This window comes from Pseudomonas sp. PA-7-1E (assembly GCF_021605325.1).
In the GTDB taxonomy this organism is placed as follows: Bacteria; Pseudomonadota; Gammaproteobacteria; order Pseudomonadales; family Pseudomonadaceae; genus Aquipseudomonas; species Aquipseudomonas fluorescens_BV.
In genome coordinates this window covers 1-17,764 of record NZ_WKFA01000005.1, presented here as the reverse complement: position 1 = coordinate 17,764, position 17,764 = coordinate 1, and the positions used below count along the sequence as shown (strand labels likewise).

General features: G+C 52.3%; 14 protein-coding genes, 1 pseudogene and 1 riboswitch. Of the genes and pseudogenes, 4 read left to right on the top strand and 11 right to left on the bottom strand.

The genetic code is table 11. The annotated features are described in order from the left end of the window. Positions 1-70 precede the first annotated feature (70 nt). A complete protein-coding gene (gene metF, locus GIW79_RS04670) occupies positions 71-916 on the bottom strand; it encodes a methylenetetrahydrofolate reductase [NAD(P)H] (protein ID WP_034129073.1) in 846 nt (281 codons plus the stop codon). Positions 917-1,094: 178 nt separating this feature from the next. After that, the gene (gene ahcY, locus GIW79_RS04665) at positions 1,095-2,504 is read right to left on the bottom strand and encodes an adenosylhomocysteinase (protein WP_034128916.1); all 1,410 of its coding nucleotides are present in this window, start codon (positions 2,502-2,504) and stop codon (positions 1,095-1,097) included. 21 nt (positions 2,505-2,525) lie between these two features. Further along, positions 2,526-2,632, bottom strand: a riboswitch (S-adenosyl-L-homocysteine riboswitch). 198 nt (positions 2,633-2,830) lie between these two features. Between ahcY and GIW79_RS04660 the strand changes: the two genes are divergently transcribed. Further along, positions 2,831-3,235: an acyl-CoA thioesterase gene (locus tag GIW79_RS04660; protein WP_034128915.1), complete on the top strand. Its 405-nt coding sequence runs from the start codon at positions 2,831-2,833 to the stop codon at positions 3,233-3,235. Positions 3,236-3,311: 76 nt separating this feature from the next. Beyond that, complete coding sequence (locus GIW79_RS04655) at positions 3,312-4,199, top strand: formate/nitrite transporter family protein (RefSeq protein WP_034128914.1); 888 nt, start codon at positions 3,312-3,314, stop codon at positions 4,197-4,199. Here GIW79_RS04655 and GIW79_RS04650 read toward each other — a convergent pair. From GIW79_RS04650 to GIW79_RS04630, 5 genes and pseudogenes are all read right to left on the bottom strand, one after another. After that, positions 4,193-4,948: pseudogene (locus GIW79_RS04650) on the bottom strand (cation:proton antiporter); the annotation flags it as partial. The gene GIW79_RS04655 and the pseudogene GIW79_RS04650 sit on opposite strands and share 7 nt — an antisense overlap. A 444-nt stretch (positions 4,949-5,392) precedes the next feature. Continuing rightward, on the bottom strand, positions 5,393-5,791 hold the full coding sequence (locus tag GIW79_RS04645) for a hypothetical protein (RefSeq protein ID WP_095023237.1): 399 nt from the start codon (positions 5,789-5,791) through the stop codon (positions 5,393-5,395). After that, complete coding sequence (locus tag GIW79_RS04640) at positions 5,788-7,746, bottom strand: tyrosine-type recombinase/integrase (protein WP_131670606.1); 1,959 nt, start codon at positions 7,744-7,746, stop codon at positions 5,788-5,790. Before GIW79_RS04640 ends, GIW79_RS04645 begins: the two co-directional genes overlap by 4 nt. Then, on the bottom strand, positions 7,746-9,338 hold the full coding sequence (locus GIW79_RS04635) for a hypothetical protein (protein WP_227496829.1): 1,593 nt from the start codon (positions 9,336-9,338) through the stop codon (positions 7,746-7,748). The genes GIW79_RS04640 and GIW79_RS04635 overlap by 1 nt, the downstream gene beginning before the upstream one ends. A gap of 326 nt (positions 9,339-9,664) precedes the next feature. Continuing rightward, complete coding sequence (locus GIW79_RS04630) at positions 9,665-11,077, bottom strand: site-specific integrase (protein WP_103452362.1); 1,413 nt, start codon at positions 11,075-11,077, stop codon at positions 9,665-9,667. Between the two features lie 672 nt (positions 11,078-11,749). Here GIW79_RS04630 and GIW79_RS04625 point away from each other — a divergent pair. Next, entirely contained in the window at positions 11,750-12,301 is a 552-nt protein-coding gene (locus tag GIW79_RS04625) for a hypothetical protein (protein WP_007246725.1), read from the top strand. A gap of 336 nt (positions 12,302-12,637) precedes the next feature. On the opposite strand, the gene GIW79_RS04620 is transcribed toward GIW79_RS04625, so the two are convergent. From GIW79_RS04620 to GIW79_RS04605, 4 genes are all read right to left on the bottom strand, one after another. Further along, on the bottom strand, positions 12,638-14,851 hold the full coding sequence (locus tag GIW79_RS04620; RefSeq protein ID WP_010203400.1) for a hypothetical protein: 2,214 nt from the start codon (positions 14,849-14,851) through the stop codon (positions 12,638-12,640). Positions 14,852-14,945: 94 nt separating this feature from the next. After that, positions 14,946-15,113 carry a hypothetical protein gene (locus tag GIW79_RS04615; RefSeq protein ID WP_010203399.1) on the bottom strand — a complete coding sequence of 56 codons (168 nt, stop codon included), beginning with the start codon at positions 15,111-15,113 and terminating at the stop codon, positions 14,946-14,948. A 518-nt stretch (positions 15,114-15,631) separates the two neighbouring features. Further along, positions 15,632-15,847, bottom strand: a complete 216-nt coding sequence (locus tag GIW79_RS29660; protein WP_007246723.1) for a hypothetical protein — start codon at positions 15,845-15,847, stop codon at positions 15,632-15,634. Between the two features lie 18 nt (positions 15,848-15,865). Continuing rightward, positions 15,866-16,273 (bottom strand): hypothetical protein, encoded by a 408-nt coding sequence (locus GIW79_RS04605; protein ID WP_038448081.1) that lies wholly within the window; start codon positions 16,271-16,273, stop codon positions 15,866-15,868. Between the two features lie 547 nt (positions 16,274-16,820). Between GIW79_RS04605 and GIW79_RS04600 the strand changes: the two genes are divergently transcribed. Then, a complete protein-coding gene (locus GIW79_RS04600; protein WP_033898335.1) occupies positions 16,821-17,501 on the top strand; it encodes a competence protein CoiA in 681 nt (226 codons plus the stop codon). Positions 17,502-17,764: the final 263 nt, after the last annotated feature.

The window sequence follows — 17,764 nt, the reverse complement described above, 5'->3', positions numbered from 1 at the left end:
GGTTCCGTGGGTAACGTAAAACGACAAAGGCCCTCGTCAGAACGAGGGCCTTGGTACAACCGGTCAAGCGTTAACGTGGCAGCTTGAGGTTGTTCCAGATGGCAAGGCTGGGTTCAGCCTGGTTCAGGGTATAGAAATGCAACCCTGGTGCACCACCTTGCAACAATTGCTCACACATCTCGGTGATGACCTGCTCGCCGAACGCCTGGATGCTTTTGACGTCATCGCCATAGGCTTCCAGTTGCTTGCGCACCCAGCGCGGGATCTCGGCACCGCAGGCGTCGGAGAAGCGCGCCAGCTTGCTGTAATTGGTGATCGGCATGATGCCCGGCACGATCGGGATGTTCACGCCCATCGCCCGTACACGCTCGACGAAGTAGAAGTAGCTGTCGGCGTTGAAGAAATACTGGGTGATCGCACTGTCGGCGCCGGCATTGGCCTTGCGCACGAAGTTCTGCAAATCGTCTTCGAAATTGCGCGCCTGGGGGTGCATCTCCGGGTAAGCGGCTACTTCGACATGGAAGTGATCGCCACTTTCTTCGCGGATGAAGCTCACCAGATCGTTGGCGTAGCGCAGCTCACCGCTGGCCATGCCCATACCCGATGGCAGGTCGCCACGCAGGGCAACGATGCGCTTGATGCCGGCGGCTTTGTATTGGGTCAGCAGGCTACGCAGGTCGGCCTTGCTGTCGCCCACGCAGGACAAATGCGGAGCGGCGGGAACTTTGACTTCACTTTCAAGCTGCAACACGGTGTTGATCGTGCGATCACGGGTCGAACCGCCAGCGCCGTAGGTGCAGGAGAAGAAGTCAGGGCTGAAGCTGGCCAACTGCTTGGCAGTTGCCATCAGTTTTTCATGCCCAGCATCGGTCTTGGTCGGGAAGAACTCGAAGCTGTAGCGACGGTCTTGGGACATGGTCATACCCTTGGAAACTCGAAAGCCTGGAAGGCATACACAATCGATGCGGGTGCCTGGCTTTCTGTGGGAGCTGGCTTGCCTGCGATAGCATCCGCTCGGTGTTACTGGAACACCGAGGCGTCTGCATCGCGGGCAAGCCCGGCTCCCACAGAAGAGCCGGCGCCAGCAAGGCCGATCAGTAGCGGTAAGCGTGCGGCTTGAACGGGCCTTCAACCGTCACGCCGATGTAGTCGGCCTGGGTCTTGGTCAGTTGAGTCACCACGCCGCCGAAGCCGCGGACCATTTCCAGGGCCACTTCTTCGTCGAGTTTCTTCGGCAGTACTTCCACAGTCAGGCGCTCGGCTTTCTGGGCTGGCGACAGGTCGGCGTACTTCTGTTCGAACAGGAAGATCTGCGCCAGCACCTGGTTGGCGAACGAGCCATCCATGATGCGGCTTGGGTGACCAGTGGCGTTGCCCAGGTTCACCAGGCGGCCTTCGGCCAGCAGGATCAGGTAGTCATCGTTCTGTGGGTCGAAATCACCAGCGCCGGTACGGTGAACCTTGTGTACCTGCGGCTTCACTTCTTCCCATGCCCAGTTCTTGCGCATGAAAGCGGTGTCGATCTCATTGTCGAAGTGACCGATGTTGCAGACAACGGCGCGCTTCTTCAGGGCCTTGAGCATGTTCGCATCGCACACATTCACGTTACCGGTGGTGGTGACGATCAGGTCGATCTTGCCCAGCAGGGCTTTGTCGATGCTGGCTTCGGTGCCGTCGTTCTGGCCGTTGATGAACGGCGAAACCACTTCGAAACCGTCCATGCAGGCTTGCATGGCGCAGATCGGGTCGACTTCGGAGACCTTGACGATCATGCCTTCCTGACGCAGGGACTGGGACGAGCCCTTGCCCACGTCACCGTAGCCGATCACCAGGGCTTGCTTGCCCGACAGCAGGTGGTCGGTGCCGCGCTTGATCGCATCGTTCAGGCTGTGACGGCAGCCGTACTTGTTGTCGTTCTTGCTCTTGGTCACCGAGTCGTTGACGTTGATGGCCGGGATTTTCAGCTCGCCCTTGGCCAGCATGTCCAGCAGGCGGTGTACGCCGGTGGTGGTCTCTTCGGTCACGCCGTGGACGCGGTCGAGGATCTGCGGGTATTTCTTGTGCAGCAACTCGGTGAGGTCGCCGCCGTCGTCAAGGATCATGTTGGCATCCCAAGGCGCGCCATCTTTGAGGATGGTTTGCTCCAGGCACCACTCGTACTCTTCTTCGGTCTCGCCTTTCCAGGCGAATACCGGGATACCGGCAGCAGCGATAGCGGCAGCGGCCTGGTCTTGAGTCGAGAAGATATTGCAGGACGACCAACGCACTTCGGCACCCAGAGCAACCAGGGTTTCGATCAGCACGGCAGTCTGGATGGTCATGTGGATGCAGCCGAGAATCTTGGCGCCCTTGAGCGGCTGCTCAGCGGCGTACTTGCGGCGCAGGCCCATCAGGGCTGGCATTTCGGATTCGGCGATAAAGGTTTCGCGACGGCCCCAGGCAGCAAGGGACATGTCGGCGACTTTGTAGTCGTTGAAATCTGCAGGCGTCATTACAGCGCTCATAGAGAGCCTCCATTCGTAGTGTGCGAATGGGCGCCGTTGTGCGTTTAGTATCAGGCCAGGGCAACCAGGCCGGACAACGCCCCATCCGAGCCTGACAGGTTGAACCTGCTGCAGCGCCCCTCGGACAGGTGGCGGGAGAACGGTATCAATCGAAGATGACCGTTTTGAAGCGGAGGCGATTATAGCCGTGTAAGCGGCACTTCCCAAGCCTTTCTGTCGGCGGCATGAAGATCGTTCATGGGCTTGATAGCTAATGGTTCATAGAGCTTGGGTCCTTGCTCTGCCATGATGTTGCCTATCATTTGGCAAGACGCTTTGGAGTGACCATGAACTTCCACACCCGCAAATGGGTAAAACCCGAAGACCTCAACCCCAACGGCACACTGTTCGGCGGCAGTCTGTTGCGCTGGATCGACGAAGAAGCGGCCATCTACGCCATTGTCCAACTCGGCAACCAGCGCGTGGTCACCAAGTACATCTCGGAAATCAACTTTGTCAGCGCCTCGCGCCAGGGCGACATCATCGAGCTGGGGATCACGGCCACCGAGTTTGGTCGTACCTCTATTACCCTGACCTGTGAAGTGCGTAACAAGATCACGCGCAAAAGCATCCTGACGGTAGAAAAAATGGTCTTCGTCAACCTCGGCGAAGACGGTTTGCCCGCGCCTCACGGCCGTACAGAGATCAAGTACGTCAAGGATCAGTTCCAGGAAGACGGCCTCAGCGAGTAATCCCGCGCAGGACCAGTGAACGCTCTTCATCAACCATAGGTCGTACCTGAACATCGCCCCCCGTTCAGGTATCACCATGGCTACGCAAGAAGACGGCAAGACCCCCAACCTGTCCCAGGAAGAGCAGCAGGACGTCGACAAGAACCAGCCGCCCCGCGCAGCGGTATTGCACGAAATCATTCGTACCCAGGGCGACCAGGAGCTGGAGCGCAGTGTCGCCGCGTTGTGGTGGTCGGCCTTGGCAGCCGGGCTGACCATGGGCTTGTCACTGATGGCCATGGGGCTGCTCAATTCACGCCTGCCTGAGGGCGAAGCCTTCAAGGTAATTGCCAGCTTCGGCTACTGCGCGGGCTTCCTCGCGGTGATCCTGGCACGCCAGCAACTGTTTACCGAAAACACCCTGACCGCCGTGCTACCGGTGATGAGCAAGCCAACCCTGGCGAATGCCGGGCGTCTGTTGCGGCTGTGGTCAGTGGTGCTGGTGGGCAACCTGTGTGGCACCTTGCTGGTGGCATACGTGATGCTGCACCTGCCGATCTTCGATACCAAGACCGACCTGGCCTTCCTCGAGATCGGGCGCAAGGTCATGGAGAACGACCCCGCGCAGATGTTCGCCAAGGGCATCGTCTCCGGTTGGATGATCGCCACCATGGTCTGGATGATCCCGTCGATGGAGAGTGCCAAGCTGTGGATCATCATTCTGATCACCTACTTCATGGCTCTGGGTGACTTCACCCATATCGTCGTCGGTTCAGCCGAAGTGTCCTACCTGGTATTTGCCGGCGAGTTGCCATGGAAGGATTTCTGGCTGGTCTTCGCCGGGCCGACCCTGGCCGGCAACATCATCGGCGGCAGTTTCATCTTCGCGTTGATCAGCCATGCGCAGGTTCGCAGCGAAAGCAGCCTGCCAGGTAAAAAGGCTGCGGACCCGAGGCATCCGCAGCAGATCAACAAGGATCAGTGATGCTCAGGCGTGGCCTGGGGTTCGTCCCGGGTCACGTGCTTGACCAGCTTGCCGATGCTCAACCCCTGCAACAGGATCGAAGACAGCACCACGATGTAGGTGATGCTCAGCAACAAGTCACGCTCCGGGCCCAGAGGCAGGGCCAAGGCCAGTGCTACCGAAACCCCGCCGCGCAAGCCACCCCAGGTAAGGATACGGATAGTGCCGCGCGGTACCGTGCGCCAACGGCGCAGCAACAGGATCGCCGGGGCCACGGTCAGCAGGCGCGAGAGCAGGATCGCCACTGCCAGCAGGCTGGCCGCGAACACGTGCAGCCAGTTGAATGGCAATAGCAGCAGCTCCATGCCGATCAGCGCAAACAGCAAGGCATTGAGCATGTCATCGAGCAGTTCCCAGAAACCATCCAGGTAGCGACGCGTCATGTCGTTCATCGCCAGTTTGCGCCCCAGGTTGCCGATGATCAGCCCCGCGACCACCATCGCAATCGGTGCGGACACATGCAGCTCCGAGGCCATGGCCGAGCCGCCGATCACCAGGGCGAGGGTCAGCATGACTTCGATCTGGTGCTGTTCGATGCTCTTGATCATCAGGTACACGAGATAGCCGATCAGCCCGCCAAACAGCACGCCGCCAATGGCTTCGTGGGCAAACAGCATGGCCGTGGCGCTCACGGTGGGCGTCTCACCCAACTGCGCGATACCCAGCAGCACGGTAAACACCACCACGGCGGTGCCGTCATTGAACAGCGATACGGTCTATATAGACACCTAAAACCTATGCCGTACATGTGACCATGTGGACAGACACCTTTCCATGGAGCGTGCCGGCTACCTTGAACGCGCATCAGAGCAGACTTCAGAAAGCTTCAGGCAAGCATGGACATAGGGAGAGAGCCTATACACATGACTAGAAGGATGAGGGGCAATGGAATTTGGCTGGGCGATTGCTCTAGCAGCTCGGCGCTCCAGGACTCGGGGCACTATTCCAGAGTAGGAATGAGCCTGTGAGTCAAAATAGAACTTGCATGATGTAGGCGACCGGACGTAATGAATTGCCCGATGCGAAGTTGATATTAAACCTTCTTAGAACTGGACGATTGCGAGACAAGGTGCATTGCCAGCTTCCTGACGGGAGAACGAATGTTGGCAATGAGGCATCCCAACATTCGTACTCTGGAAACTTTGCCAAGAGACTCAGCCAATGGAACTGACCAGCCTTGGCTTACGCAGCCTTACAATCTCCCTTTCAAGCTCGTCGATGTATCGGACAAGCATCAACTCGCGACTACGAACTCCGTCGCACTCATTTTTGAGGTCGGCAATTTCCCGGTTCTTAGCTTTGAGTTTGTCTTTTTCCTGCTGAGCGGAAGCTTTCTTTGGTGGGGGCTTCTGCGCAGCCGCTGCGTCCCTGACGGCTTGCCTCAGCGCCGCGAACTGAGGGCGATCAGCTCTGATCGACCCCCTAGTTCTCCCAGCCTCAAGCGCGACCAAGTCATAGGTGATAGGCATGTTTCTGCTGACGATCAGCGGTTTGCCAGCAAGGATTCTATTTAAGGCATCCCAAAAGATGATTAGATCGCAGAGTTCGGTCATGCTTGGATCCCCAGGCGAGTAGCGAAGGATGACAACTCATACTGCGTCTGAAGCTCTGCAGTGTGCTCCATGCTTCCTTGGTTGCAGGCCTCTACGGTCACATTCTGAAGGGCAATAAGCTTGAGGAGTTTTGGCTTGATAACGACTGCAGAAGCGCAGCCATCACAGCCTAGGAGATCAACGGTAATACGTTTAGTACAAATGCTATTCGACGTACACCCGCCCAGTGGTGTGGCGCGATACGATAGCTGACCTTTGTTCACTCGCTTGAGGGTTTCATCGAAACGCTCTGCATAGTTCAACTTGAGCAACGCTTTCTTGCCATGGATTTGAGCCCAGACGCCATGAGCGCCATAGAGAGCCTCTTCTGACATAATCACCTCATTAGTATATTGCCAGGATGCAACGTGACGTTCAGACTCTTGGAAAAGAGCTACCATGCTATCTTTCTTGCCGCTAAAAGCTTTAAGGATGTCGGGCGCGTAGATAGATCCACGACTATAGTATTTGGTCATGACTATACTTATGTGCTTGAGCATGGACTTCAGGGCTGGAAGGGTAACGATTCCGCTTCTGATTGCGTAAATTGCAGTAGAGCGCCGAAGCTGGTGAATGCTTAGAGGCCATGCGTTTCCGATATTGACTTCACTGGTTGCATTCCAGATGCGCAATGGATCAACGTTCTTAAGCTCCACCATATCGGCGGAGTTGATTGTCGGAGTGGTAAGCCTCCGTTGGAAACGAGATGGTTCATAGTTCCCGGCGACCGGTTCATCTGAGTTAATGGTCGCCGCATCCAGTACAGTGTTGCTGAAAGGGAAATACGCGGTAGAGATAAAAACATACTGATCGTCTGGGAACATTCCGTTACAAGCTAAAATCGTTTTACAGACGTGAGACGCTGCCGCAAATGGCAACTCAACGTCAGATGATGAATACCAGTCCACATGTTTTCTTCTTTTATGCAGTTTGGTCGTGAAACCATGCAGACTTCTAGAAATCACCACCCCATTTTTTATGTCTTGCCGAAGTGCGCTAAGCCGCAAGGAATAAAGTTCAGACCGCCTCATGCCTGTGAAGGAGTAAATCAACATTGCTGAACAATAGTTTATGACGCCAAAATGTCCCAACAGCTCCTTTTTGTCCGTGATATTGTTGGCATCTGCGTAGTTAGCGAGATCGCAGTGAGCTAGAGCTTTTACGAAACTTTCTTTATGGTCTTCTGATGGAGCTGTGCCGTGGTCGTTATTCCATGAGATCAGCACTGCCAGCTGTTGTAATTGTCCGCGATGCTCCATGTAATTGGCGATCTTCTTTTTGTACTCGACAAGCAACTCAACGTAGATGGCAGTAGGTATTACCAGTGTTTGGTCGTTTTTAGTGTTTTTAGAGAGGGGCGGTGCCTGGAATTTAGCCACTGCAGGCTTAAATCCCAGGTATCTAAACGGCAGCATTGAAATCTTTGGCAGCAAGTCTTCAAGTGCTGCCGCATTGCTCTTAGCTTGTTCAAGGCACAGCTTATGGATGCCTTTTACGTGCTCGATTGAAGACAAGGCTTGGAATACCGATATGTTGTTTTGGTAGCAATACTTTCGTGCTTTTTGCAGAACCAGGTTGTACCTGTTCATGGAGTCGACACCTAGCGGTGTTCCAGGTGATTTATAAGCGTGCCTGTCCAAGGCAAGCAGAATGCTCTTGGACTGTTTCAGATTGGTTCCCCAATTTGTCTCGGTGTGCTCTCCCTCGTAACCCAAATAAACAACCTTTCTTTGCGATATCCCTCGCTCGCGCCCCTGAATCGGCCAAGTGTTCTCCCAAAATTCGACTGGGGTACCGTCAGCCTGGGTCGCGACCACGAAATAATCCGATGGATATACATAATCTTCAGCAGATGCCGACCAAGGTGTTTGCTCGGAATCCAAATATTCAGTTAGAAAAAATTTTGCAAACTGCATTACAGAACCCCAATTTCAGAAAATATTCGTAGCTTGTTTTGCCAGTAGGGAGTCAGGTTTTCAAATTCGAAAACATCAATTCGAATCTGAGTAATCTCTGCCGCGAGGGAGGGGTTGCCCTCCATTTTCTTGATAATCCAGTAGATCTTATTCAAGGTGAGATCAAAAACCTGGCCATGTTCTGTTGGGCTGATCTGTATCAGCCGAAGCTGTTCTATGATGTAGGCCATGCTTAATAGTTTGTGGGCATCTTGGGCATTAAAATGAATTAAGTTGCTATCACAAAATAAGCAGCCAAGGAAGTTGCGGCAGTTTGGCTGAATTGAAACTTCATCCAGCTGCTTTGCTGGTATGAGTTGACCATCACATGACCCAGCTTGAGTCGTTCGAGCTGCCTGCTGCTGCTCTACGCTGGCCAGAATCAAGCCCAAATTGGTGAAGAAGGCTCCAGCTTGAGCAATGTTGTCTGCAACGTTACCTGCCTGGTAACTGGCAAGGGCGGTGCCCAGAGTGTGGTTTGCATCCGCAGCGGCGGCTTCGATGCCATGATGCGTGGTTTTATAATGATGGTGGTAGGCGCGGAGCTCCCGAAACCCAAAGATCGTAAGATTTGGATCCACCAGACGCCTAAGCTGTTTTCCTACAGTTGATGAGTAGCCATTGTCTAGAGGGAGTGGGCCGTTCTTGCGACCAAACGTACCAAAAAGATACTTGAAATCGTGACCATCAACGAGAGTTTCCCTGATTCGCAGATATGCGCGAAAGTGCACAAGAAATCTCGCCTCGAACGACAAGTCTAACTCGGTATGGCTACGCCATTTGATCGTTCGAAAACTTTGTATAACCGTATCAACAGACGATGTTGCATCCCAAGGTATTGCGCCCACTGGAGACTCGTTTCCCTCAGTGTACAAAATGAACATGAACAAGAAACAGTCGTGAGCGACTTTGCATAACTGCAATTGCTCCGTTTTGGTCAGTATTCTATCGAGGGAAATGAGTTTTTCATTATTTGCTGCATCTTGGATCCAACCTCTGTCTTTTAGAAGGTCAAATACGATTTGGAATCCATCTGAAGCGTCGTTCCCTGTTGCTTGCACGTGATTCAGCACATCACGCCTAATTGAGCTCAAAATCCTACCCGGTGTTTTATTGGTCTGGTAATGTAAGATCGCCGACTCAGACATCACAGGGTAATAGCAGGAAGTAAACCAATAAGTATGCCCAAAACCTTTCAGGGCGACAGGTACACTTTGTGTTCCCTCCATGAATGCGCTAATAGAGTCAAACAGGCCGCGCGCACCTGCTAAGGTCGGAAGAAATGCGTCTTCGGACGGAACTTCAGTATTGATTTTCTCATTATTACTGTATCCAGGATGTTGTATACCAATACCTACGTTATGAGTATGTTCTGGATAGAACTTCTCAGCTGATTGCATTGCGACCGTGAGTTTGCGTTGTGGGGTGTTTCGACGCTCAGGATCTGCTGTCGAACAAAGGTGGCGAGAGTATTCCACAAGTGCAAGGTGATAGTCTTCAATACTATCAAGCGCTGCTGGATGGCCATTTGTATCGCACCAGTCCAAAAACATAGCCGTTCGACTCCAATCCTCATGCACAGATGCAGGTCGTAGTATGCGAAAGTATTGCTCTACTATGCTTATAGCCCAGTTTAGAACAGCCTGTATTCTGCTGTAGGAGACTGTTTGGAGATCCACGAACGCTGGGTTGTAGGGCCTTGCCTTGACTCTTACGTGATATAGATACGCGCCGACATTTAGCCGGTGCACAGTCGCGCCACATCGAAGTGACAACTGCAATGAGGCGACAGGAATTTCATCCAATAGTCGCATGCATTCGTCGTAACTACTTTCGTCCAGATTTATTTGGCGCGAAACGAAAGCCACTTGTTCTGCCATTAATTCGCTTCCCAGGTGGTTCGGAGCTTTGCCTCCAAATAGGATTCGAACTTTCTTTGAGCTACTGCTTTTATTTGTTTCTTGCGTACGCTATTAATATAGTTTTCAGTCTCCTCTATGCTTGAATGGGCAAGCCTTTCGGAAACAATATTCAGGAGTTCAAGCCACGTGATACTACCAGAGTTGAGGCGATCAAGATTGTCAATCACTACGTTTTCACTGAACGATGCGCGCAAGTTGTGGAAGCGAACTTTAAATGTATTACCCGATTGCGCTAGCGCAGGGTTTAATTGCTGAAAGATAAAAGCTTGTACGGACTTCCCTACGCGTTGACTTCGATATTCACTTGCGAAAGTATCGTCTCCCTTGGCGTAATACGGTGCTCCGGTTTTTGTCAAAAAAATATAGGTGCTCTTCGCATTAGAGTAAAAGGATTTATCCTTGCGTGCTGCGTACCTCTCAGAAACGAGATATGTTTTGAGAGCTAACACAAGCCATCCAGGGATCAGTATCGGAAATCTTTTCTGAAATTTACTATCTGCGAATCCCTGTTCGCCGACCACTACTGGATGGTAGTCACTTCCGTCGTAGTCATCCAAAGCACTAGCTTGTAGCGTGAATACTGTTTGAAGCCTAGCTCCCGTAAGGATTGCGAGAAGAAAACCTAGGGTCATCTCCGTATTGTCGATTTGGAGCAGTGTCTCAATGAGTGCTTTTTGCTCTGTTTCGTCATACGCCCTGAGAGCTTTAGCGCCTAGGTTTTTTATAACTTTTAGCGTCAGATCGGTGCGTGTGATTTTCTTGTCATAAGACATACCTGCTTTGTTCTTGATGCGTATGTATCCTGTTGATTCCCTCCACATAGCCTGCTCGGGAACGAATCCTCTGTGCAGTAACCAGCGATAGAATGCAATGATTTTTCGAATCATTGCATTGGCTTTTTGTCCTTCTTTAGGGAACTCTTTGACGACATCACGATAATAGTCCGAGTAAGCGTATGTGGGTCTTCTGGCCTTTCTTAGGGGGAAGTTTAAAAAGTTAAGGCCGAGATCCAACATGATGCGAAAGAAGTCTTTTAAAGCTATTGCATGCTTTTCTACAGTCGCCTGGCTGGCTGTAGCGCCGGTAGCCACAAGATCGAGCAGGTAAAGATTGCCAAGTGCCCATGGAGAACCGTCCGGTTGCAGCAAACATGGAAAGTGGCTGAAAATTTGTTTCTCAACACTCTCCATAGGCATTAGGGGGAACAAGTTATCTGGAGATTTGCTGGCTGAGTAGTAAGTTATATTTTTTTTAGGCTCACGCTCTTCCAGTTCTACTGCTTGAAGTAGTTTTAGTTTTGCAATTTTTTTAATCGAAAGTTCCCCTGTCGGAGGACGGTTTTCGATTCTGATCAGGCCTGCATTGCTCATGATTTTCTTATGTCCATACACAAGGGGCGCAGTCGAGTGAGTGCTCGCTGCGAGTAGCTTAGGTTTCAAGTGATTTGAAAAGGCTAGCGTCGTGTAATTGGCTTTGCAATAGGTTTTTTTAAGAGAATATATACTTGTATGACAATATCCGTTAAATATTTATATGATCTGATTACCGTCTCCTAGCAGAGGTTGGCAGGACTTTGCAGGAGAGATTATCTGCTTGTATTCAGGCGGGCCCAATGTTCTTGAGGGGGGGTGATGAAATCTATAGTTGTTAACTTAAAAAGTCAGGGCTAGTAGATATATTGTCAATTTGTGGATAAATGTTTATATCCCATATCTATGAGAATTTTTTCCGTTTTGATTGTCTTTCTGGGAGGGGTGCACGGTTTCAGCCTAAGACGGCTTGGTGGCAGAGGCCGCTGTGCATCGTAGACGCGAGCTTATTTTTCCTATGATGAAGCAGATAGGATTGCTAATTCAGGTTCACTGCAGCTTTCCGGCGGCGTGCATCATTGATGGCGGGTTCTGCCTGTGTTTCACATCGCACTGAGGCCTACGGGCACCGCACACGGATGCTCTTTATGAAGCCCGTTAATCCTTCATTCGTATCAGGTGTTAGTCTACTTGCTAACAACAGCTCATCCCATTGTTACCTCCGGATTATCGATGATCACTTTCCAGCGACTCGCCGCCTGGCTATTCCTTGACCGCCGCCCCGAGCGTGAGAAAGTGCGTGAACGCGAGTTCATCCAGGCGGCCAACTCCTTGAAGACCCTCAAGGTGACACCAGAGGGCGGAATGTCCATCGATCCCGAAGAACTCCGAGATCAGATAATCGCGGCACGCGAGCAGTTGCAGCACCTTGTCCACCAGCCAGGAAAGCCAAGCAGGCCATTCCAACCTGTGGCAGAGAACGAGGTGGGGCAGAAGGCTTACCCCGCTGCTGAGGCCCCTGTAGAGCTGCAGGACTGTATTGAGGTGGTGGCTTGGCGTCGGCTCCATAGTGGCGCTGCTGTGCGCTACGTGTGCCTCCAGTCTACAAGTACGGGGCGATTCGCTGTCGCTACAGCCAGTCTGTTCACAGAGGCCATGGAGAGTCTCCCGACTTGGGTCGACGGCAATACCAACAGGCAAATCGCGAATGCCCTACAGCTCGATGATCTCCAGTGGTACGCGGCTGTGAGCGAGGCTATGGATGCATGGAATGCGGAGCTCTGATGACCCTGAGTTTTCGGTCACGGCGTGCCCCTGCGGGTAGCGGCTGTCGTGAACCGAGCCTTGGCAAAGCCTGCGTCTCGGCCCTTCGGGCTTTCATCCCGCACGCCTGCGCGCTCCGCTTGCGGTATGCAGAGATCAGTTCCTCCCTGGACAGTGCCTGTAGCTCGCACATTCTGATCCATTGAAAAGTCAAACGTGAGTCTGGCACTGGCTTTCTGAAGGGATAAACGCCCAGATTGGATGCAGGCTGAGAAAAGGGCATTCACCAGTGCGGTGAACAGCTTGATAGGAGTGAACCCGACCGAGGGCGATGCCCTGAAGCCGGGTTTATTCGGATTAAGCGAGCACAGCAGCGGGTTCCGCCGTATCGTCACCGCCTCCCTGTGCCGCTAGATCAGGCGAAACCAGACCTTGGGAGGAAGGGGCATAAGGGTAAAAAGCTTCAAACTTGTCATACGGGAAGAGTGACTGAATTTTGTACACGGCGTTTGTAAGAAACTGAGTCTTCTCTATATCGGCGTAATCACCGCTGTACCTTCCAGAGAAGAAGTTGACCTCCCAATAGCCAGCCTTTGGCCGTATTTCTCCCGCAATCCGAGCGGCCTGCATCCCAGTCATACTTGGGTGACCGAGCTCATCAGGTTTTGGAATGTCCTCAGCGACGAATAACACGCCGTCCTTACCTATGGCCCAGATAAGCTTACTCTCAGAGGATGGGTCGTTAGCCACTGAATCGGCCACTTTCTTGTAGGCCTCGTGAACATCAACCAAACGGATTTGTTGCGGATCCCAGAATTTTTTCGCGGTCTTGTTGGTGCCTTTTCCGTTCCGCGAGACCTCGTTCTCTTTAATGTGGTTGGGCGCACGCAATGTCCCATACATGCTATTGAGATGACTTTCGTAGTCATCTCGGCGCTGCTTCACAGCCCTGGTGAACGCCGGGAAGAAGTGCTGATCATCTAGACCGGCGATCTGGCTCTCCTGCCCCTTGAAGCCGGCCAGCATCGCATCTGCATAAATTGGGTCATGAATGTAAATGCCAGATACAGCGTTGCCCAAGGGAATGTCAGTCGCATCCAAGAACACCTGGAAAGCACACTCGGAATCCCAGTAGACATCAATTTGCCACTGTAAGCGTGCGAGGCTGCCAGTCAAGAAACTGAGTTTTTCCTTACGCCAGCGAATCATTCTCTCTTCATCGAGGGTGTAAGTACCCAACACGTCATTGACCTTGCGGTGGGTGTAATGTTTACGGACATCGTCTCGCGCTTGAGCAATCGATGCCAGTTTGATCTCGTACCTGACCGAAGGAACCGGGATCTCAAGCAGAGGACACATTTCATCTTCCAGGTATCCCAATACCTGATCACGAATACGCTCTGCTGTGCCATGAGCGAACTTGAAGTCGATGCGCGTCTTTCTATCTGCCGGGATGATCGAGATATCTGGAACAATAATCTCATGGGGAGCCACCCAGTTAGTGGCATCCGGTTCTCGAATGGACATCGCCAGCCCCCAACGACCTTTTACGGCCTCAGGAGTGGATTCCCCGAAAAATTCGTCAAGCATGACCATTTCTGCTCGTGCGTACGGCCCGAGTCGGTCGTCATGAACGTATACCCATTTCGAATCACCCCGGAAGTCATAACCAAGGGCGGTAATTGCGTGCCCAGCTTTGACGTACTCACCAGCTTCGTTGGGTTCCACGCCGTATACTTTTCCCGTCAAAATGACGGGCAGGTTGCTATTAATGTGAGCAACGAGGGACTCTCGGAAAGATTCAGGAGTTGATTCCTCAAGGCTATTGTTGTGATATCGCAGCCCCTCAATATCAAGCGTTCGCTGGATCTGCTTATTGGTAAGCTCTTTATTTGGGAATCCATTACTGGAACCGTCCACAAAATTCAGGGCGGCGGTGGTGATCTCACTGCAGGATTTAATGTCCTTAACACTACGACCAGGCGAACTGTGCAACGCTGTCCAAATGGCGGTGGTAGCACACGCGGCAACCACCTTGTCCTGTTCTTGGAATGCAATTGAGTCGATTGTCAGCTTGATGCCAAAGAGATTCACATCATAAGGCTTGTCAATTTTCTTCTTGCCCACACCTCGGTCACCACTGACACGAAGGCAGGTTTTCCCCACGAATGTCCTGGTGAGAGGTTTGATAACCATGAAACCGAGGTAGTGCGACTGGAGTTGCTCTAGAGTTTTTACAGCATTGTCATCCTCAGCATCATCTAACATTTCTCCCACGTCACCCGCCAGTAGAGCGTCGAGCCGCTTGTGAGTCAGATCGCAACTGAAGAAGTGAAGCCGAGCGCACTTGTAGCCATCGTTGCCGAAACGCCCCAGGTAAAAACGCGAGTAGTCCTCGAGGAAGTCTCGGTCGATGTATTCGTGCTCAAGCAGGATGCTTCCTACCGTCTTCTTACCCTTCGGAATCTCGGGCATGAAGGACTTCAAGTAGTTATAGATGTACTTGATCTGAGGTTTTTTGAAGATGTCAGCGTGATCATAGCCGTATGGCTCATGAATCAACGCTGCCATCGTCGCCTCTTCGAAGCTGGTGATGAGGTATGGAGTCATTGTGATCGCGCAAAAAAAAGCAGCCCATTAGGCTGCTTTCGGATGAAGGGATTTATTAGAGGCTGCAGGTCTTGGCAAGCAGCGTCGCAGTGACTTCTTGTTTAGCGAATTCACGTGCCAGACGGTGGTTAGTCGCGGCCATGCGATCACGAGCCGCCTTTAGGCTGGCTTCATGAGAACCGTTACGGTTACGGGCCTCTTCGATCATACGCTCAAGAGTCATAGCTCCATCCTCTAAGAATTTTGTTCCACGGTGCATCAACGAATTCCAATGCGCGACCACTGCTTTCAATGGAAAAAAACGTAATACTGCCTCGCTAGCAAAAGCGGTGCGGATTATCGAGCTCGTTCACCAAGCTTCACAAGCAGTACCTGCCGTCAGCCGACAAGCGGCTTTACGACTATAGTTCAGACTTGGCGAAAGCCCCCAAGGTTCAATAAACAAGCAGCCTCAGAACTCGGCAAACGGCAGCCCCGTCACAGCTCCGCTTCTCAGGAACGCCATTAAGGCTCTTCTCCTGCTAGTCGTTACCATAGCGACTAAAACCTCCATCAGGGAGGTGGCCAAGCTGGGCGAAAAATCGTTGATAACCGAGTATGGCATATGGCAATCACCCACTTAAAGTGTATTTTGCCGTTATTTTCGCCCCTTTATAGGGCGCCGGAGCGACGTTTTTTGAGTCTTCCATGCTCCCAGTCAGCGTTTGCTCGTCTGAATGGAAAGGATAGCCGACTAAAGGCTCAGTTATGCGTCGGCCCCCATGGGCCCCACGATGGAGGATTCTTAACGATGTCGATTGAGGTGCTGAGCTCGTCCTGCATGTGTTCAAAAACTCTGTCGAGACTTGGATGAGCTTTCGACTCTCGCAGGGCATTCACTAACGCCAATAGCTCACGCCCTTGAGCCACCGGCATTTGGATGTCGCAATACACGGTGTCATCGCTGTCTCGTTCCACGTCTATTCTCCGTCTGCATCAATCCAGCTTGGGCTTACTTCTGGCAGTTCTGTGTGCCTCGAGGTGCTGCATCTCTGATTCCCAACAAGCCAGGAATTTATACCAGTCCGCAGCGTAAGGCCCATCTAACAATCTGGTCGACCCGATACTCGCCTGATTGAAGCGCTCCCTCCAGGGCTGGGGGATAGTCTGCTCCAAAATGATGTCGATTCCGGAGTTGTGATGCTGCAGCGTGACACAATCCCGAAGCTGGTTGAGATCAAGTGCCTTGTCAGCATTGGGGGAGTATTTCCGTTCTTGAAGGTCAAGGTCATCAAGGATGGATAAGGCATCGAACGCCTTCGAATCGCCTGGAGATATGTGCGCAAGTATCCACAAAGCCTTTCGTCTCTTGGCCTCCAGTTCGCGCAGTTCATCGTCGGGCATTTGAGTTACCTCTTGTTGGCGTTGATGGCGTGCCGCCTGCGGCGTCAGGCTGCCGTAAATCGAGCCCCGCCAAGGCGTGTCTCGACCCTGCGGGCTCGCATCCCTCACGCCTGCGCGCTCCGCTTGCTTGGTGTTTGCGCCTCTGTGAAACATAGATCGTAACGCACCCTCCCTCGTGACTCGCAGCGGAGCATCGCTATTCAGAGCGTTCTGTTATCGTTCTAAAAGTAATTTAGTCGCTCTTAGCCATCAGCCTTCTGGGGAGCCGAGAATGGACACGACTCGACGCGTACCAGGCAGAGCCTACCAAACGGTTCGCGATCCCGAGCGTCTGCTCATTGAAGAGCGCGCCGAAGCTCTATCTGCTGCAGGCTACCCGCTGCCAGATGATGATCCGGCTATGTACGCTGAGCAATTGTTGAAAGAGGCCAGAGCGACACGACGACTACCGTGTTCAGATATTTGTCTTTCGTCCTGTGGGTCACAAGGTACTGACAACTAGGAAGTTAAGAGCTACCGCCCCTCATTTTTATCATCAAGGAAGAAAATGAAATACTCATTGCTTGAAGGCGCTCGTGTAGAGGCCACTCCAAAAGCACGTGGTGTTTGCAGTTTTTGTGGTTCCCAGACTGTCGCTAAATGCGGGAACCATGTCGTCTGGCATTGGGCTCATAAACGTTTGGACAATTGCGATCCGTGGTGGGAAACGGAAACGGCATGGCATCGCGATTGGAAGAATATGTTCCCAACCGAGTGGCAGGAAGTTGTGTTGCAAGCGTCCTCAGGGGAGAGACATATAGCAGATGTCCGAACGCCTTCAGGGATGGTTATTGAGTTTCAGAGATCGACGATACATCCTGAAGAGGTAATCGCGAGGCAAAACTACTATCAAAATATGATCTGGGTGATCGATGGCACGCGGACTGAGTTCGACAGGTACAACTTCAGAATGGGTTTGTCGAAAGTGTCGGAGAATGGACTGGCTTCATTTAGCTGGCATTCCCGCAGCAAGCTTTTTGCTCGCTGGTGGGTTTCCAAACCCGTGTTCATCGACTTCGGCCCCGATTTCGGTATATGGCGCGTCTTAAGATTCGATCCGACTCAAAAACGTGGAGTGGTGGCTTACACTCACAAGGAAAAGCTGGTCGAATGGATCACCAACGGCACCACCGATTTTAGCTTCAATGGAGGCCCGGCCTCTGATAAATCCGGTACGGCGGGTCAATAAAAACCGACCAAGTGTCTAGCGGGCATCTCTGTCCTTCGGGCTTCTTGCTGTTCTAGCTTGCAAATCAAACACCTTGAGACTACTTAGGGACGGGACGCTCATAAGGTGCTCTCAGGGTATGCCTATACCCGCAAGATGCGTATTTCGCTCATCGTGACCGGTCATTTCGCTAACAACGTGACCGGTTTCTCCACCCGATTGCGCGGGGTCTAAATTCTAACCGCATCGGTCACGATGCCGCTTCTTCTTCCGTCTTTTTACGT

What these genes read in the sequence shown, in the direction of transcription:
- GIW79_RS04640 (WP_131670606.1), bottom strand. Translation starts at nt 7,746, where the DNA reads ATGCAGTTTGCAAAATTTTTTCTAACTGAATATTTGGATTCCGAGCAA.
- GIW79_RS04600 (WP_033898335.1), top strand. Translation starts at nt 16,821, where the DNA reads ATGAAATACTCATTGCTTGAAGGCGCTCGTGTAGAGGCCACTCCAAAA.
- GIW79_RS04660 (WP_034128915.1), top strand. Translation starts at nt 2,831, where the DNA reads ATGAACTTCCACACCCGCAAATGGGTAAAACCCGAAGACCTCAACCCC.
- GIW79_RS04615 (WP_010203399.1), bottom strand. Translation starts at nt 15,113, where the DNA reads ATGACTCTTGAGCGTATGATCGAAGAGGCCCGTAACCGTAACGGTTCT.
- ahcY (WP_034128916.1), bottom strand. Translation starts at nt 2,504, where the DNA reads ATGAGCGCTGTAATGACGCCTGCAGATTTCAACGACTACAAAGTCGCC.
- GIW79_RS04645 (WP_095023237.1), bottom strand. Translation starts at nt 5,791, where the DNA reads ATGACCGAACTCTGCGATCTAATCATCTTTTGGGATGCCTTAAATAGA.
- metF (WP_034129073.1), bottom strand. Translation starts at nt 916, where the DNA reads ATGTCCCAAGACCGTCGCTACAGCTTCGAGTTCTTCCCGACCAAGACC.
- GIW79_RS04655 (WP_034128914.1), top strand. Translation starts at nt 3,312, where the DNA reads ATGGCTACGCAAGAAGACGGCAAGACCCCCAACCTGTCCCAGGAAGAG.
- GIW79_RS04630 (WP_103452362.1), bottom strand. Translation starts at nt 11,077, where the DNA reads ATGAGCAATGCAGGCCTGATCAGAATCGAAAACCGTCCTCCGACAGGG.
- GIW79_RS04635 (WP_227496829.1), bottom strand. Translation starts at nt 9,338, where the DNA reads ATGTTTTTGGACTGGTGCGATACAAATGGCCATCCAGCAGCGCTTGAT.
- GIW79_RS04620 (WP_010203400.1), bottom strand. Translation starts at nt 14,851, where the DNA reads ATGGCAGCGTTGATTCATGAGCCATACGGCTATGATCACGCTGACATC.
- GIW79_RS04605 (WP_038448081.1), bottom strand. Translation starts at nt 16,273, where the DNA reads ATGCCCGACGATGAACTGCGCGAACTGGAGGCCAAGAGACGAAAGGCT.
- GIW79_RS04625 (WP_007246725.1), top strand. Translation starts at nt 11,750, where the DNA reads ATGATCACTTTCCAGCGACTCGCCGCCTGGCTATTCCTTGACCGCCGC.